This is a genomic window from Treponema sp. TIM-1 (assembly GCF_046533115.1).
Taxonomy (GTDB): Bacteria; Spirochaetota; Spirochaetia; order Treponematales; family Breznakiellaceae; genus JAIRMO01.
Genome location: NZ_JAJQRC010000055.1, coordinates 1 through 17712 on the forward strand (window position 1 = coordinate 1; position 17712 = coordinate 17712).

Consider the following 17712-nt stretch of genomic DNA (forward strand, 5'->3'; position numbering starts at 1 on the left):
TCTGGGCGTCCAATACGCCCTACATGGCTTTCAGGATGACGCAACCGGAGACATTCTGGGGCTGTACCTGTGCGAACATGAGTGTCTGCAGGGGTATTTTGAGGCGTTTCGGGCTGTCTTACAGGGCTATGGGGTGCCTGAAGCCCTCTATGCCGACCGAATAGGGGTATATTTCGTCAATACCAAAAAACCGGAACACTGGTCGATTGAGGAGCAACTAGCCGGGAAAACCCTGGATACCACCCAATTCGGCTATATCGCGGAAACCTTAGGCTGTGATCTGATTCCTGCGGGAAGCCCCCAAGCCAAAGGGCGTATTGAACGGCTGTGGGAGACCCTGCAAAGCCGCCTGCCCGTCTGGTTCGCTTTGAACGGCATTACCACCATGGAACAGGCTAACGCCGCCCTCCCCCGTTTCATCAGGGAGTTTAATCAGCGGTTCCACCGGAACCCCGCTTGCCCGGATGAAACCGCCTTTGCGCCCCTCCCGGTAACCTTCGACCTTGATACCCTGCTTGCCGCCAAATACCACCGCAAAACAGACAACTGCGGCTGCTTCTCGTTTCATAATTACACCTTTCAGGTTGACAGTCCCAAGCCGCCGGTCAAGAAACCTATCGTGTTTCTGTTCAGCGAAAAGATCGGCTTCAAAGCGTATTACGACAAAACGTATTACGGGGTAAAATTCCTGGACTTCCTGAATAAAGACAAAACATCTCATCTGCCGCAGGTTACCAAACGGCTCATTCACGATTCCTTCTTCGCCGACGTAAAAGTCCCCGAGCTTGCCGATAGAACTGAGGGGGGGTGAACGTTTCCCCGGTGAATTAGTTCCATTAGGGGGTGAACGAATCGCTCGTTATTGACATGTGTTTTGAAAAATCCTGGGCAAGCCCCGGAGGATCTTCTCGCGGGGAGGAAGCGGCTGTTAAGAATTATCCCCCCAGAGGCCCCGCTTTTCGTCGCGGGCCTGCCGTTCCAGAGTACGGAATTCTTCCATAAATTGAAACGGAAACCGGGTATAGGCAAAACCGTAACCTTCCCGGATGAGGAATGCGTTGAAACAGCGGCCGTCCCCGGTGTAGATATAGGCCAAAAGCCGGCCATAACGATCCCGCAGATCCCAATCAAAGGCCAGGTACACGGACTTGCCCAAAAGCCCTTCCCGGGTAAAATTACTGGCCTCTTTACCGAAACGTTCCACGGGCTTGGACGGGTGGACCGTCTCCGGGGTATCAACCCCGATGAGCCGTATGGTCTCTACCGGTCCCACCTGGTCCGGGGCATTTTGGATCCGTACCCGCACCGTATCCCCGTCCACATGATCTATCACCTCCGCCGGAACCATCCGGGGCAGCTCCGCCTCCGCGGAAAGGGCAAGTTCCGCCACATTGACCCGGTACAGGGGGGGCCTGGGTTCCTCGGGGATCAGGGCGTTTTCGGAAAGGCTGGGGGGCTTACAGATGGAACAGGGCCCATACCCGGACCGGACCGCTTCCCCCAGGCTTATGGGGATCCGGGAACGGCGCAGGGAAGAACAGCCCTCCCGGTGATACCGCTCACCCGTGTTGGTGACATACACCATCAGATCCGCCTCCGCGCCCCGGCACACTGCCGAAACAGACAGGAACAAGCAAAGCGCCAGAGTGAAGCTGGAAAATTTTCTGATCATAGGGATTAGTATGCAGGAATAAGCCAAAAAAGAAAAGTATGGTCAGGATAACCGCCGGCAATTCTCAGTTCAGCAAAGGGAAGAAAAATAACCACGAACCGCACGAACAATGGAGAGAATTCAGGGATTACCGTAACGGCCTTGACCAAGGGTCCTGGTTTGGGACATGCTAAACAATGGTTACCTCAAATCGGGTAAAGGGCATATTTTTCACGGTGGTTTCCCAGGCATCCTGGGGAATTCTGCCGATTTATTGGAAATTACTCGCCCCGGTTAACTCCCTGAGCATATTAGCGTTCAGGATACTCTGCTCCCTGCTCCTGATCCTCTGCATCCTTATACCCCAGGGGAATACCCGGTGGCTCCGCATCATCATTGAGCCGGAACGGCGGCTTTTGGTTATCGTTTCCACCTGTCTGGTGACCTGTAATTGGGGGCTTTACATTTGGGCGATAAACGCGGGGCATACCGTGGAGAGCTCCCTGGGTTATTATATAAACCCCCTGGTGTCCATTATGTTGGGCCTCATTTTCTTTCGGGAAAAGCTCTCCCGGATACAGTGGACGGCCTTTGGGTTTGCCGCTGCCGGGGTGGTGATCCTCACCATTTTTTCCGGCGCCTTCCCCTGGATATCCCTGGGCCTGGCCCTGAGCTTCGGCTTCTACGGCCTCTGCAAAAAAAAGGCTCCCGCCGGTTCCCTGGAAACTTTGGGCGCGGAAACCCTGCTGGCTTCTCCCCTGGCCCTTCTGTTCATCCTGCTTCCCGCAAATGCCCTGCGTGAACTTGGGGAATTGCGTCCGGGCCTCTGGGTCCTGCTCATCCTCTCAGGGGCGGTAACCACCATCCCCCTCTACTGTTTCGCCCGGGGCGTAAAATTACTTCCCCTCTCCGCCATGGGCTTTATTGAATTTATCAAACCCACCATAATGCTCATCATTGGGGTTTTTGTCTTTGGAGAATCCTTTCCGGTTCGTAACCTTCTGCCCTTCACTTTCATCTGGATTGCGGTATTCCTCTCCTTCTTGCGGCGAACCGGCGAATCTTTGCCGGCTGAACCGTAGTTCGCCGGGCAAAGGCTCATTGGGCGCTTCGCCGCCGCCGGACATCCTCAATATCGTAACTAAAGAGTTCCCGCAGATCATTGAGCCCCAGGGCCATGAGGGCCATGCGGTCTATGCCGATACCCCAGGCGGCCACGGGCACGTTCACCCCCAGGGAAGCGGTTACCTCGGGCCGGAAAATACCTGAGCCCCCCAGTTCAAACCAGCCCAGTACCGGGTGTTTGATGTGAACTTCCACCGAAGGTTCGGTAAAGGGGAAATAGCCGGGAACGTACTTGACCTCTTTGGCGCCGGCCACTTCCCGGGCGAACATCTCCAGCATCCCCAGGAGGGTACGAAGGTTCACCTCCTCCCCCAGGACTATCCCTTCGGTCTGGTAGAAGTCCGAAAGATGGGTGGCGTCCACCCGGTCGTAACGGAAGCAGCGGAGGATACCGAAGTATTTGCCGGGGATCTTGGCCGTGGGGAGCTGTTTGGCGGACAGTACCGTTCCCTGGCTGCGGAGGATGAGCCGCCGGGTGAATTCCCGGTCAAAGGCATAGTTCCAGCCCCGGCTGCCGGTGGTCCCGCCGTTCTCGTGGGCCGCGGCCACATTGGAAAGCCAGGGCTCCTCAATGGCCTTGGCCTGCTTCGGATCCGCGGTATGGTACACATCATGAATGTCCCGGGCGGAATGAAATTGGGGCATAAAAAGGGCATCGGAATTCCAGAATTCGGTCTCCACCAGGGGGCCGTCGAATTCCTCAAACCCCAGGGAGGCGAGTTTATCCTTCACATCCTCCAGGAATTTTGCGTAGGGGTTGGTCCGGCCCACGATGAGCCGGGTAGGGGGCACCTGCACATTATAGGAGCGGAAGGCTTTTCCCTGCCAACTCCCGGTTTCCAGCATTTCCGGCGTGAGGGTCCCGATTTCATCCCCGGTGATCCCCGTCGCTTGCAGCGCCTGGGCAACGACGGTCCAGGTTTCGGTAAAGCCGAAAACAACGGTCTCCCGATCCAGGTCCCGGAAAGCAGCAGCGGCGGCCCCCCGTTTTTTGGCTATCCCCGCCATAGCGGTCCGCTCCTCTTCGGAGAGATCCTCCCGGGAAAGGCTGCCCCCTTCCGCGGCCTTGTCCAAAAGGGATCGAACCACGGCCAGATGCCGCGCAGCCTCGCCCTTACCGGGCCGGCCATTGACCAAGTCCTCCGGGGGCAGGCTCATGGATACCCGTTTTTCCCCATCCATGGTGAACACCCCGAGTTTGGAGAGGGCCCCAAAGGCGCTCCCCACATCCTTATTATCAAGCCCCAAGGTTTGGGCAATCTCCGGAAGCCGGAGGCCGGGGGAAGCGTCCCCTCCCTTGATTCGGACCAGTTCGATGATCCGTTCCTCGGGGGTCCCCCGCTCCTTCCACTGCCGGCCCAGATCGGTCAATTCAAAAAAAACCCTGGTTTCCCGGCGAATCTCCCTGACTATGCCCTTGCCGGCAAGCCAGGACAGGGCCTGGTTTCCGTTTCCCGGTTTAAAGCCCAGGTCCCGTTCGACTTTTTCGATGGTCAGCTCATCATCTTTTTTATAAAAAAGAATGATCTTAATTTCCAGCGGATGAAGATTTTTTACCGTGTTTTGAATATCCATGATACACCTTATCTATGGAGAATACCAGGTTTAAGCTGTTTTGAGAAGGGGAAAAGCGCCGGTACCGGAAGAGACGAGAAGAGAATTCGACCACAAAGGCGAAGAAGGAAGGGAGAAGAGGATTAACCACGAACGACACGAACAGCACGAACTTTTGCTTCGGTATTCAGGAATTTATACCTGAATTCTCTTCTTTGTTCGTGGGAAGATAGAAAAGAAATATCGAGAAAACGCCAATTTGTCTTTGTTTCTGTTCGTGTGGTTTGTGTGGTTCGTGGTTAAATCTCTTTGGATATAGTCTCATCAGCTTCCAGGGCGGACCGGAGTTCCCGGCGGTCTATGCCCCAGTTGCGGCCGAATCGTTCCAGGAGCCGGTCCGACAGGGCCAAAAAACGCCAAAACACCGGCTCCCCATCGGGCAGCAGGGCCGGAACCAGGTCGTCAAAGGCCCCCCGGTTAACGATGAGTTCCCAGAACCGGGCAAAGTTCCTGATCCGGTCCAGGTCCGGCCCGGAGAGGGCCGCGCTTGCCTGAACCTCGTAGGGCGGGTGTGGCGCATAGACCATGTTGTGGGGGCCGTTGTGCCGGAGGATTGGCGTTCCGGGGAGGCCCTTGAGGATGCCCACTTGGATCTCCGCGGGCCGGACCTGCCAGAGCCGGTCAAAACCCCGGGCAAAGGAGTCCAACCCTTCCCCGGGCAGGCCGGCGATAAGGTCCGCGTGAACAATAGCCTGGGTTTTCTCCCGGAGAAAACCCAGGACCTCCAGCTCCTGTTCCGGGTCCCCGGGCCGGTTTATGAGCCGGGAAGTCGCTTGGTTAAAGGTCTGAATCCCGATTTCGAGCCGCAGGCTGCCCGGCGGAAACCGGGTGAGGGTTTCCCGAAGTTCCACGGGAAACCGGGAGGGAACCATCTCGAAGTGGACGTAGTCCGGGCCGGGGCGGGGAGCAGCCCCATGCTGCCCGGCAAGGGGGCTATCTACCGGGGCGGAAGGTTGCAGCCGCTCCAGAAAAAATTCCATAATTTGCCGGGCCCGGTTGGTATCCAGGTTGAAGCTCCGGTCCAGGAACTTAAAGCCCCTGCCCCCCCGGTTGATCAGGGCGGCCATCTCCCCTAAAAAGGCATCCAGGGGGAATTCCCGAACCGTCCGGTCCCCGCCTACGGGGACCGAGCTTTGGCAGAACTCGCAGCCAAAGGGACAGCCCCGGGAGGCCTCCACATAGACCAGTTTCCGGCTCAGGTCCTCCTTGGTGTAGAGCCGGTACCCCGGATCAATGGCGGCGAGGTCTACGGGCCGGGCCTCGACGATCTTTCCCCCTACCCCCCGGACCGGGGGTAGGGCCCGGATCAGCCCTTCCAAGGTCCCGTGGGCGTCCCTGTCTGTCCGGTCTCCGGCGCGGTCCAACAGCAGGCCGCAGAGTTCCCGGAAAACATCTTCCCCCTCTCCCCGGATTACCCAGTCGGCACGGCGGATGATTTCGGCTCCCGCCGGCAGGTAGGAAACCTCCGGCCCCCCAAGAACAATGACCGGGCGGACAGCCCGGGGGTTCCAGCTTTTCTCCAGGGCCCGCAAAAGTTCCACGGTCCCCTGGTGGTTCCAGATGGATACGGAGATCCCCAAAATCCGGGGCGCCGCGCTCAGAATGGGTTCGGTTTTTTCTGTTAGGGGCTGGCGTTGGGCGAATTCCAAAATCTCCGCCCGGTTTTCCAGTTGTCCCAGGTTGGCCTTGAGCAGCCTGAGCGCCAGGGAGGGATGTATCCACTTGGCGTTAATCGTGGTAAGGAGGATGTCCAAGCTAACCGGGGACGCCCAAACCGCCAAAAAGGTCCAGGGTACCGGTGCGCCATTCTTCCTTGACATCCATCACCAGCCGCTCCACATCCTGCCAGGAATCGGCCCGGGGACCGGGAAGATCCCGGTTGGTGGAATTGGTAAACACGATGGTCCTGCACCCGTGTTCCCGGAGCCGGATGACGTTGGAAGGGGCGTCGTCAATGTACACATGGGCCCCCACCGCGCCCTTATCGTTCATAAAACACAGGTCCCAGTAGGGAATATCGTAGCGGTCCAGCCAGTCCACGGTCTGGGTGATGGAGGTCCGGTGGGAGTATTTGATAAAAATCCGGTGGGTGATAATACGAATACGGATCCCGCGATTAGAGAGCTTTCGCAAAATGGCCGGGGCATCCTGGATAGGTTTCATGTCCCGGAAAAGGTTCCGCTGGGTCACGGCAAAACGGTGGAGCCGGTCATATCCGCCGTATTCGTCAATTTCCCATTCCTCCAGCCCGTAGCTGACCTCTTCGGTCAGGGCTTCCACCGGCTTATTAAGCCACTCCGCGGCAATGACCCGCATGGTTCCGTAGAAATCCCCTACCACCCCATCCAGGTCCACCCCCAGAATAAAACTGCTTTCATCCATACTGTATTACCTCTTGTATTACATTATGTATTACACCGGGATTTTCCCAAAACCGCCCCATTCATAAAAATTTTGAAACGAGGATCACCACACTATGGCCCTTAACCGGGTAGATGTCCGGCCGGGCGAGGGGCTGCTCTTCCCCCGGCGGGGTTATATCCTCCGGGGAGGCGAGGCTGGTATCCACCGCCCGGACCCAGGTTTTTCCCTCCAGGGCTTCGCAGAGCGCAAAGGGGATCGGCGCTTCCCCCCCATTAAACATGATAAAAAAGTCATTATCATCCTGATCCGCCAGAATATCCGCCCGGCTGCCGTCCATCCGCAGGGCAAGGCAGGCGCCCATCTTTTCCCAATCCGGGGAATTGCCCTTTTCATCAAACCAACTGATATCGGGGATGGCGTTGTAATTGCCGTCCCGGCCGGTATAAAATTCCGGACGCATAAACCCGTGGTGCCGCAGCCGGAAGGCTATCATTCCCTTGATAAAACGGAAAAGGTCCTTGTTTTTTTCCAGAAGAGACCAATCGTACCAGGAAATTTCGTTGTCCTGGCAATAGGCGTTGTTATTCCCCAGCTGGGTCCGGCCCAATTCATCCCCCCCCAGGACCATGGGAGTTCCCAAGGACACCATCAGGGTGGCGATAAAATTTTTGATCTGCTGTATCCGCAGGGATTGTATCGCCGGGTCAGCGCCTTCCCCTTCTATCCCGTAATTGGAACTGTAATTGGCATCGCCCCCGTCCCGGTTCTCCTCCCCGTTTTCTTCGTTGTGTTTCTTTTCGTAAGAAACCAGATCCCACAGGGTAAACCCATCGTGGCTGGTTACAAAGTTGATGGAATGAAAGGGTTTTCTCCCGTCCCGGAGGTACAGGTCCGAACTCCCCGAAAGCCGGGTAGCCAGATGCCGCACCTGATGGGGATCGCTCCGCCAGAACTTCCGTACATCGTCCCGGAAACGGTCGTTCCACTCCGCCCAGCGGCCCCCGGGGAACCAGCCCACCTGATAGGCCCCTCCGGCGTCCCAGGCCTCGGCGATGAGTTTGGTGTTCCGCAACACCGGATCCTCGGCGATCTGTTCCAGCACCGGGGGGTTTTCCATAAGCCGCCCCTGTTGGTCCCGGCCCAGGATCGAGCCCAGGTCGAAGCGGAAGCCGTCCACATGCATCTCCGTCACCCAATACCGGAGGCAGTCCATGATCAGGGTCCGCACCACCGGGTGATTACAGTTTACCGTGTTTCCGCAGCCGGAAAAATTTTTATAGTACCGTTTATTCTCATCCAGAATATAGTAGATGGTGTTATCCAGGCCGCGGAAAGAAAAGGTCGGCCCCCGCTCATTCCCCTCGGCGGTATGGTTAAACACCACATCCAGGATTACCTCAATACCGGCCTTGTGCAGTTCCCGAACCATCTCCTTGAATTCCCCCACCTGCCCTCCCGGGGTCTTATCCCAGGAGTAGGAACCCTTGGGGGCAAAAAAGGCCGCCGTGGAATACCCCCAGTAATTTACCAGGGGCTTTCCGGTCCGGGGATTTAACCGGGGCAGCTCCCGCTCGTTGAACTCCTGAATGGGGAGAAATTCCAGGCTGGTAATACCCAAGTCCTTGAAAAAGGGGATCTTTTCTATCACCCCCCGGAAGGTACCCGGATATTGGGAGCCGGCGCTGGGATGGATGGTAAGGCCCCGGACATGGGTTTCGTAGAGAACGCTGAACCGGAGGGGGTAATTCAGGGGCATATCCCCCTGCCAGTCAAAGGCATCGTCGATCACCACACACCGGGGCTGGGTGGCGCTATCGTCTCTATACGAATATGAGAGGTCGCCGGAGGGCTCCTGGGGGTTATACCCCATACAGGACTGGAGGTCCCACTGGTCAAAATCCGTCAGGGCCTTGGCATAGGGATCGATCAGGGTTTTATGGACATTAAACCGAAAGCCTTTTTCCGGCAAGTAGGGCCCATCCGCCCGGTAAAGGTAGAGGGCCCCCGCTTTAAGGTCCCGAATGTGACAGTGCCAGACATCCCCGGTCCGGTTTTTTTGTTTGTCGAGGATTATTTCTTCATAGGCGCTGTCCGAATCCGGGGACTCAAAAAGGATCAGGATCACTGAAAGGGCATTCCGGGAAAAAAGGGAAAAATTAACCCCGGTATCGGTCAATACGGCGCCTAACGGAAGGGGCTTGCCATTCTCAACGATGAAATTACCAAAACTCATAGTATCATCCTATCATAATATAATAAAAAACGACATAAAAATGTTATATTTTGAAAAAAGGCCGAGGCTTTTCCACAACCGAAGCAGTGGAAAAGCCTCGATATAAGCTATTTTTTTCGGGCATTTCGGAACAATTCGACAAAATGCCGGGGCTCGATGTTCCGGGCGCCCAGCATATCCTTATATTCCAGGGGCATCCCCAGATCCAGAAACGCAAACCCCGCGGCCTGGAGGTAGCGGGCCATCAATACCATCTGAACGGTTCCGGCATTATCCTCGTCATAATACCCGGAATAACTGGTATATACCCGGCCCGCGATGATACCGAATTCACCGGCCTGTAACTCACCGTCCCGGTATACCCCAAAGGAAACGGGCCGCACCGGGAACTTGTCCGGGCCGCGGATCAAGCGGATATTCTCCCGCAAGGGGGCGGTAAGCCAGTCATCCCCGTGAATTTCAACACAACGGTTCAGAATCCGCTCAAAATCCCGGTCCACCTCCAGCTTATAGCGGGAAAGCAGGGGCTTGAGGCTCCTCTTTACATGAAGATCCTCAAAAAAAAGCACTGATCGGGTCAGGTGGAGTTTCGGCAGCAGGAGATAACTGGGTTCTCTATCTTCTTCCGTATCCGAAGGCTCCTCCTCAACTTCCGTCGACATGACCAGAAATCCCGCTGCCATAAGGTCGGCGATAAATACCGGGTGAAAATCCGATGCCAGGCAGAATTCCTGGCCATAATCAATATCCAGCAGCACATCTATGGTAAGATCCAGATCGTCCTGGGGAAAGATAACCACGTAGCCGGTTGGAGTAAAACGAAGAGGTAACACATTCATGGGTATGATAGCATATCACGACTTTCGGATAATCAACAACCCCGTTGCAGGAAAAAAAACCACGAACCACACGGACACGAGAGAGGAATAACCACGAACCACACAAACCACACGAACAAAAGACAGGAAAAACCACGAACCATACGGATAATGGAAGAAATTCACCACGAAGGCGAAGAAGGCGAATAAGAATTAAGAGTGGAGTTAAGAAAATAGGAAGAACACCCACTTTTCACTTTTCATTCTTAATTTCCCTTTCCTCACTCCTCTCTTAATTATTCTTACCTTTTTCGCCTTATGCGCCTTCGTGGTTATTTCTTCCTATTTTTCCTCCTCTTCGTTCGTGGTGTTCGAGTGGTTCGTGGTTAGTTTTTCTCCCGGTTCGTGGTTATTTTAATTATTTAGCCTGAAAATTACCGGTATTCGCTCAAGGATACTTGACAATTTCCCTATGTTTTATATGATATTACAAATATTGATCTACTAGGATAATGATATGAAAGAAAACATTGCTCTTGATGTTACCGAACTTATCGGTAATACCCCGTTGATACGGCTGAACCGGCTGGTCCCCCCGGGCGCGGCGGAGGTTTTGGTTAAACTCGAATCCTTTAATGCCGGGGGGTCGGTAAAAGATCGGATCGCCCTCAATATGATCAATGCCGCCGAGGCCGAAGGGAAGATAAAGCCCGGCGACACCCTTATCGAGGTAACCAGCGGCAATACCGGCATTGGGTTGGCCCTGGTTGCCGCGGTTAAGGGGTACCGGCTCATCGTGGTAATGGGCGACAATGTAAGCCTGGAACGGCGGCAGATCATTCAGGCCTATGGCGCCGAGGTGGTGATCGTATCCGCGGTGGGGGGTATCAAAAATTCCTTTGACAAGGCGGCGGAACTCATCGCCGAACACGGTTATTTTGAGGTAAAGCAGTTCGAGAACCCCCATAATCCCGAGATCCACCGGCGAACCACGGGCCCTGAAATCGAAACGGCCCTGGCGGGAAAGATCCCCGACGCCTTTGTGGCGGGCATAGGCACCGGGGGTACCATCACCGGCGCGGGCGCCTACCTGCGGGAAAAACGGCCGGACATCCGCATCGTGGCGGTAGAACCCGACGCCTCACCGGTTTTAAGCGGCGGGGAGCCGGGGCCCCACGTTATCCAGGGCATAGGGGCGGGGATCATCCCCAAGGTGCTTAACCGGGATATCTATGATGAGATTATCCGGGTGACCAATGACGAGGCGGTTGATCTGGCCCGCCGCCTTGCCGCCCGGGAGGGCCTTTTCCTGGGGTATTCATCGGCGGCGGCGATCTTCGCGGCCATAAAAACCGCGGAAAAACTGGGGGCCGGGAAACGGGTGGTCACCGTGGCCCCTGATACGGGGGAGCGTTACCTTTCCACGCCGCTTTTTCAGTTTACAGCCGGCTCAAATTAATTAGTATGGAAAACAAACGAAGATTTCAGTGGCAAACCTTCCTGCCTGCGGCGGCACTGGTGGCGGTGTTCCTGGTACACCGGTATATACCGGTACACCCGGAGTATCATGTTAAGCGGCTGCCCTATTTTGCCTGGGCCCTGGAGGCGCTGTCGGCGTTTTTTGTCCTCTGGGCTGCGGCGGGCCTGGTATTTCCGGCAGCTGCCAAGCCCCTGGTATTCAAGGCACCCTTTTTCGCCGCGGCCTTTCTGTTCCTCGGGGTCTACGATGTAATCACCCTAAAACTCAATCTGCTGCCGGGCCTTTTTTTCCCCGCGCCGGAGCGTATATTGGACGCCTTTAGAAAAGAGTGGCAGTTCATCCTGCGCTGCCTGGCCTATTCCCTCCGGCTCCTGATCCTGGGTTACCTTTCCGGCGCGCTTGCGGGGATCCTCACCGGGACCGTCATCGGCTGGAGCGCCCGCTGTAACTACTGGATCATGCCGGTGATCCGCACCATCGGCCCCATACCCTCAACGGCCTGGATCCCCATTGCCCTGGTGGTCTTTACCAAGCCCGCCACCGCGGGGATCTTCCTCATCGCCCTGGGGGTCTGGTTCCCCACGACCATCCTCACCGCTTCCGGTATTTTGAATGTGCGTAAAACCTACTTCGAGGTTTCCGAGACCCTGGGGGCAAGCCCCCTCAGGAACATCGTCTCCATCGCCCTGCCGGCCGCGGCGCCGAGCATCTTTACCGGGCTTTTTAACGGGACCGCCTCATCCTTCCTCACCCTGATGGCCGCGGAGATGATCGGCTGTAAATACGGAATCGGCTGGTACATCAACTGGCAGCGGGACGTGCTTGCCTATTCCCAGGTTTACGCGGCCCTTATCGTGATCGCCGTAACGTTTTCCGTACTTATCGGCCTGCAATTTAAGCTGCAAAACCGGGTACTGAGCTGGCAAAAGGGCCTGATCCGCTGGTAAGGGGAAAAAATGGAAGAAACGCAAAAAGAAACAGGACTGATCGTCATCGACAAACTCTGTAAACGCTTTCCCCGGAACGAGGGGGAAGATATACCCGTATTGGATGAGGTGAGCCTTCGTTTCGAGCCCGGGGGGTTTACCGGCCTGGTGGGGCCTTCGGGCTGCGGAAAATCAACCCTGCTCAGGCTTATCGCGGGGCTTGAAAAGGCGGATTCGGGAAGTATCCTCCTTGACGGGGAGGAGATTAAAAAGCCCGGATATGAGCGGGGGCTGGTATTTCAGGACCCCACCCTGTTTCCCTGGCAAAATGTTTACCACAATATAGCCTACGGCCTCCGTTCCCGGGGAGTATACCGGCGCGAAAAACACACCATCCCTGATTTTGTAAAACTGGTGGGCCTTGAGGGTTTTGAAAAATCCCATCCCCATCAGCTTTCGGGCGGCATGGCCCAGCGGGTCGCCCTGGCCCGGGCCCTGGTCAACAAGCCCAAGGTATTGCTCCTGGATGAGTCCCTGGGGGCCCTGGACGCCTTTACCCGGATGAATATGCAGGACGAGATCCTCAAAGTCTGGCAGCAGCAGCAGATGACCACGGTGATGGTCACCCACGATGTGGATGAGGCGATCTATATGGCCGATTCCATCGTGGTGATGTCCGCCCGGCCCGCAAAGATCGAGAAGGTGATGCGGGTAGAGCTGGGCCGGCCCCGGCGGCGGGACGATCCTGAATTTCTGAAACTCCGTTCAGCTATTTTACGGATCCTCAATTTTACGGGGCAGCGGGCGGAACCCCAATATTACCTGTAAATTCCGGTTCGCGCGTTTACTGCGCGTAGCCTGAATGGACTTACGGGCGGTACGAAAAGCAATCAACTTTTCGGCAGTCCCAATCTTATATAAAACCCAAGGAGGGTTCTATGAAAAGAAAGAAACGGATTCTTGCGGCGGCCTTGGCTTTATGGGTGGTTTCCGGCATGTTTGCCCGGGGCGCCCAAGAAAAAGCGCCGGTAGCGGACGATGACTATGTCATCAAGATCGGGTATGGAATCGGGCCGGGACTCTGTTCGGCGCCCTTTTTTATCGCCGAAGAATTGGGGTACTTTGCAGAAGAGGGGCTTAAATGGGAACATGTGATGATCGATATTGGTCAGATCCCCCTGCTGCTGACCAACGGTACCATCGATGTTACCAACAATCTCCTGGACGGCATGATCCAGCCGATTGCCAACGGCCTGCAGATCAAGATACCCCTGGGGCTCCACACCGGATGTACCAGAATAGTGGTACGGAAAGACAGCGGCATCCAAAAACTGTCGGACCTGCGGGGCAAGCGCATCGGGACCATGGGCCTGGCCTCTCCCCCCAACATCATCCTCCAGCGCTATCTGGCCGAAGAGGGGATCCGCACGGTGGAACCGAACAGTGAGGTGGAGTGGGTCGTCTATTCCGGGCCGGAGCTGGCCCTTGCCCTGAAAAACGGGCAGGTGGACGCGATTGCCACCGGCGATCCCCCGGCTTATGCCGCGGAGAAAGAAGGCTGGGCCAGAACCATCGCCGACACTTCAAAGGACGGCTACCTGAAAGACGAATACTGCTGCGTGGTCGCGGTGAACAACGAGGTGGCGAAAAACCACCCCGCAGTCCTTGCCAAGGTCCTGCGGGCGGTACAGAAGGCGGCCCAATACACCGCGGAACATCCTGAGGAAACCGCCAGGCTGGTTGCCGAAAAACAATACGCCGCGGGTAATGTGGAAGACAACATCGGCTTCCTCAAGGCCTACAGTTACCGCGCCACCGTAAGCGGGGTGGAAAAAGGCATCCGGCGCACCACCGAAGATTTAAAGCGGATCGGCCTGTTGGACAGCTCCGTGGATGTGGATGAACTTACCAATAACGTTTTTATCGCCATACCGGGAGTGCCCGACTCGCTTTAAACAGCATTTGCATTGAGAAGAATCCAGGGGCTTGCTCCTGGGTTCTTCACCTTCGCGGTACCTCCCGTTTCATGGTATAACTCACCGGGCCGCCTTCGACAATCAAAAGTTCCTCTTGTTTTTTGAACCCAAAACGCTCGTAGATGGTCAGGTTGATCCGGTCCTGGGTACAGAGATAACAGGGAAGGCCCTCCGCATCGATGGCGGCGAGTTTTTTGTTGATCAGGGCGCTGCCGATTTTTTTGTGCTGCTTTTCCGGGAGTACCGCGATGGGGGCAAGCTCCCAGGCAAGCGGAATGATGTTTTTTTCCTGGGCCTCGATGATCGCCTGAAATTTTGACCACCGTTCCACCACCGCCGGGTCCAGGCCGGCAAATACCTCATCCAGGGAAGGCCCGTTGGCCGGCGGGGGGGTGGTCCGGGGCCGGATCCAGGTTGCGGAACCGACAATTTGCCCGTCTTCCAGGACCAGTTGTACTTCCCGGGCGTCCTCAAGCCAGCCCCGGACCCGGTAACGGAACATGGCGGAAAGAATTTTAAGCCGTTCCTTCTCATCCGGAGCCGCCCAGGTATAGAGGGTTGAAGGAAAAAACGCCTTTACCATAAGGCCCACGATTTCGTTAAAATCCGCCTCGTCCATCAGCCTGAATTCCATACTGCCTCCTTTTTCCAAATGCCGAAATTTTGGGAAATTCCCCCTATTGACCGGTTTCTTAAAATAACATAGTATAGAAGTATAGTAATTTTATATGATTTATAGGTTACTTGCAAGAGGCTATGCCTGGCGTCCCTGGGAACCAAAGACCTGGCCGCCCGCAACAAAAAAAGGAGCATGCCCTATGGCTTATCAGACCTGGTTCGAAGATGAAACCGGCGAAAACGGCGCCTTTATCAGGCAAAAAAACCGCTTTATAACCCCCTTCGGCTTTGGGCCGCAGGACCTTCACCCCGAAGCCGGGCGTTTCAGGCTGATATGGACCCGGGCGTGTCCCTGGGCTACCCGGCAGCTGATCGTCCGTTCCCTTCTGGGCCTGGAGGACGCCGTGAGTGTCGGGACCGTAAGCCCCATACGGCCCGAAAAGGAACGGAGTGATTGGGAGTTCTCCCTTGATCCCGGCGGGGTGGATCCGGTGTTGAAGGTGCGCTACTTAAGCGAACTCTACCTGAACACCGATCCTGAATATTCGGGCCGCTTTACCGTTCCGGTGCTGGTGGATCTTACCACCGGCAAAGTCGTTAACAATGATTATATCAACATGACCTACTACTGGGAAAAAGAATGGAAAGCCTTTCACCAAAAAGGGGCCCCTGATCTTCTTCCCGATGACAAACGGGAGGAGATCTTCACCCTTAATGACCTTATTTTTAAAGAAGTGAACAACGGCGTATACGAGGCGGGATTCGCCCGGAGTCAGGAGGCGTATGAGGCGGCCTACCACGTTGTTTTTAAGCGCCTGGACTGGCTGGAAGCGCGGCTTGGAAAGAGCCGCTATCTCCTGGGGGATGCCATTACCGATGCGGACATCCGGCTCTTTGTAACCCTGGTACGATTCGACGCGGCGTATTACAATTGTTTCCGGGTCAACAAAAAACGCATCCGGGATTACCCCAACCTCTGGGCCTATTCACGGGACCTCTACCAGATTCCGGCCTTCAGGGACAACACGGATTTTGATCACATAAAGACCCACTACCATCGCTGCTGCGATCCGGGCAATATCCATCATCTGGTACCCAAAGGCCCCGCCCCGGCGGACTGGAATACACCCCATGGCCGGGAATCGGCTTAATTTTTTGTAATATAACGAGTTAGACTGTTGTAGAAATGAAAAATAACCACGAACCTCACGAACCATCACGAACAAGAAGATGTTTCGAACAAAAAGTTCGTGTTTTTCGTGTCTGTTCGTGGTTAATCCTATTCTTCCTGCGTAATATGAGTTATTTATGCGGTAATGTGTTCCCTTGCGCAAAAAGAACAAGCTGTGATATAATAGAGGTAGCCTGATTTCTGACATTGGAGGATTCAGGTAAAATTGCCAGGAAGCATGGGCAGGATCCCAGGGGAGTTGTTATCTGCGCGATTACAGTTTAAACGATACCATAGAAGAATACACCGCTTATGCACTCGCTGACGATATAAAAAACTTTATTTCGAAAAAGAAAGATACCGATCAATACAAAGAATTGATCCACCGCATTTTTAGCGAGATCCTTGCCCGTGGTTCAAAAGATCCGGTCTGGCAATTACTTGCCCATATTGAACAAGAAACCGATTTTTATACGGCTCCGGCATCAACGAAATTCCACGGCAGCGAAGAAAACGGTCTGGTCCGTCATTCTCTTTTGGTTACCGCCAATGGGATACACCTTGCACCGGTCATGCTTTCCGGTGATGTTGATAGGTATTATTTGATTGTTTCCTGCCTGTTCCACGATTTATGCAAAACGAATATGTATGAGATAAAAACAAAAAACGCAAAAAATGAAGAAACCGGAAATTGGGAAAAAGTTCCCTTTTACAAGATCAAGGACAATTACCTTTCCTTTGGACACGGTATTGAGTCCATGCTACGGATCAATAAATATATTGCCCTGCCTGATGCATGGAACCACGCTATACGCTGGCACATGGGCGCCTATGACATAAGCCCCATGGACAAATTCGCCCTTGAAAAGTCATTGGCCGCCTATAAGGAGGTCCTGTTTTTACAAACCGCCGATATGCAGGCAGGTCTGGTCGAAGAAATTTAAGCTAACCCGCATTATGCGCTGAATATGAGTCCAACCGAGGGGGTGGCGCAAATTTTCGGCAATTTGGCGATCAATGATCGCCGAATCTTTCTTTTGTTTGCCGGAAATAGCGATCATAGATCGCCGAATCGGGAACTTTGGGAACATCTGATAAAACTGGCGATATTGCCTGACACTCCGTTCGGAAAAGCCTCTGCCGAATTCCGCAGTGAGAGCTTTTGATACGTTTTTTATGACCTGTTCGCCGTAATTTGCCCGGTGTTCACCGTTCTGGATTTCTTCTACAATGCGCCGACCAATGAGCCAATAGGCTTCGACCATGGTATAGTTCACGGCGTTATAGGCTTTTGCCCGCGCTTCTTTGATGATTTGTTTGATTTCGCTTATGTATGCTTTTGAAAGTGCGGACATTATTGTTCTCCCCGTCAAAAAATCAAATTTGACTCGTGTTTGAAAGCATGGTGTCGAGCTGCCGCTCATGTTTTGAATGGTGGTTTTTTATGCACATTTTTGATATAAAATTCCTGGGCTTCCTCAGTTTTTGCCCTGGCCATTATGATAATATTATTTGTCCAGGTTAATTCTCGCACCAGTGGTGCGAGTTTTGGCTTGTCCCGGTAGATCTCGAAAATCAACTATTCAACTTCATCTTTCCGGGGTTCTCCTTCTTTGGGATGATCACAATAATTCCTTATATCGCCCTAAGGACCCGCGCAGAAATAACATGACCGATTGGTCATGTTATTTCCTTATTGCATAAGCAATTAGAATAAAATGCATGGCATTTTATTC

17 protein-coding genes are annotated in these 17712 nt (G+C 54.6%); 8 read left to right on the forward strand and 9 right to left on the reverse strand.

Annotated elements, in window-relative coordinates; all coding sequences use genetic code 11:
* Window positions 1-811, forward strand: an 811-nt coding sequence (locus LQZ21_RS13655) for a transposase family protein (RefSeq protein ID WP_486401695.1), incomplete at its 5' end; no start/stop codon positions are given.
* Between the two features lie 117 nt (window positions 812-928).
* On the opposite strand, the gene LQZ21_RS13660 is transcribed toward LQZ21_RS13655, so the two are convergent.
* Window positions 929-1672 (reverse strand): thermonuclease family protein, encoded by a 744-nt coding sequence (locus tag LQZ21_RS13660; protein ID WP_411045077.1) that lies wholly within the window; start codon window positions 1670-1672, stop codon window positions 929-931.
* A 176-nt stretch (window positions 1673-1848) separates the two neighbouring features.
* Between LQZ21_RS13660 and rarD the strand changes: the two genes are divergently transcribed.
* Window positions 1849-2733: an EamA family transporter RarD gene (gene rarD / locus LQZ21_RS13665; RefSeq protein ID WP_411045078.1), complete on the forward strand. Its 885-nt coding sequence runs from the start codon at window positions 1849-1851 to the stop codon at window positions 2731-2733.
* A 16-nt stretch (window positions 2734-2749) separates the two neighbouring features.
* Here the strand turns inward: rarD and pheS are convergent, their stop codons facing one another.
* The 5 genes from pheS to LQZ21_RS13690 form a co-directional block, all read right to left on the reverse strand.
* On the reverse strand, window positions 2750-4351 hold the full coding sequence (gene pheS, locus LQZ21_RS13670) for a phenylalanine--tRNA ligase subunit alpha (RefSeq protein WP_411045079.1): 1602 nt from the start codon (window positions 4349-4351) through the stop codon (window positions 2750-2752).
* 278 nt (window positions 4352-4629) lie between these two features.
* On the reverse strand, window positions 4630-6210 hold the full coding sequence (locus LQZ21_RS13675) for a B12-binding domain-containing radical SAM protein (protein WP_411045080.1): 1581 nt from the start codon (window positions 6208-6210) through the stop codon (window positions 4630-4632).
* Complete coding sequence (locus tag LQZ21_RS13680; protein ID WP_411045081.1) at window positions 6146-6772, reverse strand: 5' nucleotidase, NT5C type; 627 nt, start codon at window positions 6770-6772, stop codon at window positions 6146-6148. Before LQZ21_RS13680 ends, LQZ21_RS13675 begins: the two co-directional genes overlap by 65 nt.
* Window positions 6773-6833: 61 nt before the next feature.
* The gene (glgX, locus tag LQZ21_RS13685) at window positions 6834-8987 is read right to left on the reverse strand and encodes a glycogen debranching protein GlgX (RefSeq protein ID WP_411045082.1); all 2154 of its coding nucleotides are present in this window, start codon (window positions 8985-8987) and stop codon (window positions 6834-6836) included.
* Window positions 8988-9094: 107 nt separating this feature from the next.
* On the reverse strand, window positions 9095-9826 hold the full coding sequence (locus LQZ21_RS13690; RefSeq protein WP_411045083.1) for a GNAT family N-acetyltransferase: 732 nt from the start codon (window positions 9824-9826) through the stop codon (window positions 9095-9097).
* Between the two features lie 496 nt (window positions 9827-10322).
* On the opposite strand from LQZ21_RS13690, the gene cysK reads away from it, so the two are divergent.
* The 4 genes from cysK to LQZ21_RS13710 all read left to right on the forward strand — a co-directional run bounded on the left by cysK (window position 10323) and on the right by LQZ21_RS13710 (window position 14166).
* A complete protein-coding gene (cysK, locus tag LQZ21_RS13695) occupies window positions 10323-11264 on the forward strand; it encodes a cysteine synthase A (protein ID WP_411045084.1) in 942 nt (313 codons plus the stop codon).
* Between the two features lie 5 nt (window positions 11265-11269).
* Window positions 11270-12232 (forward strand): ABC transporter permease, encoded by a 963-nt coding sequence (locus LQZ21_RS13700; protein WP_411045085.1) that lies wholly within the window; start codon window positions 11270-11272, stop codon window positions 12230-12232.
* Between the two features lie 9 nt (window positions 12233-12241).
* On the forward strand, window positions 12242-13039 hold the full coding sequence (locus tag LQZ21_RS13705; RefSeq protein ID WP_411045086.1) for an ABC transporter ATP-binding protein: 798 nt from the start codon (window positions 12242-12244) through the stop codon (window positions 13037-13039).
* A 110-nt stretch (window positions 13040-13149) separates the two neighbouring features.
* Complete coding sequence (locus LQZ21_RS13710) at window positions 13150-14166, forward strand: ABC transporter substrate-binding protein (RefSeq protein ID WP_411045087.1); 1017 nt, start codon at window positions 13150-13152, stop codon at window positions 14164-14166.
* Between the two features lie 46 nt (window positions 14167-14212).
* Here the strand turns inward: LQZ21_RS13710 and LQZ21_RS13715 are convergent, their stop codons facing one another.
* Entirely contained in the window at window positions 14213-14821 is a 609-nt protein-coding gene (locus LQZ21_RS13715) for a GNAT family N-acetyltransferase (RefSeq protein WP_411045088.1), read from the reverse strand.
* A 184-nt stretch (window positions 14822-15005) separates the two neighbouring features.
* Here LQZ21_RS13715 and LQZ21_RS13720 point away from each other — a divergent pair, with 184 nt between their 5' ends.
* Together LQZ21_RS13720 and LQZ21_RS13725 are read left to right on the forward strand one after the other, a co-directional pair.
* Window positions 15006-15956 (forward strand): glutathione S-transferase family protein, encoded by a 951-nt coding sequence (locus tag LQZ21_RS13720; RefSeq protein WP_411045089.1) that lies wholly within the window; start codon window positions 15006-15008, stop codon window positions 15954-15956.
* A gap of 397 nt (window positions 15957-16353) precedes the next feature.
* Window positions 16354-16920, forward strand: a complete 567-nt coding sequence (locus tag LQZ21_RS13725) for a hypothetical protein (protein ID WP_411045090.1) — start codon at window positions 16354-16356, stop codon at window positions 16918-16920.
* On the opposite strand, the gene LQZ21_RS13730 is transcribed toward LQZ21_RS13725, so the two are convergent.
* Complete coding sequence (locus tag LQZ21_RS13730; RefSeq protein WP_411045091.1) at window positions 16876-17331, reverse strand: DUF1016 N-terminal domain-containing protein; 456 nt, start codon at window positions 17329-17331, stop codon at window positions 16876-16878. The genes LQZ21_RS13725 and LQZ21_RS13730 overlap by 45 nt on opposite strands.
* Window positions 17332-17396: 65 nt before the next feature.
* Entirely contained in the window at window positions 17397-17555 is a 159-nt protein-coding gene (locus tag LQZ21_RS13735; RefSeq protein WP_411045092.1) for a DUF1016 N-terminal domain-containing protein, read from the reverse strand.
* Window positions 17556-17712 lie beyond the last annotated feature (157 nt).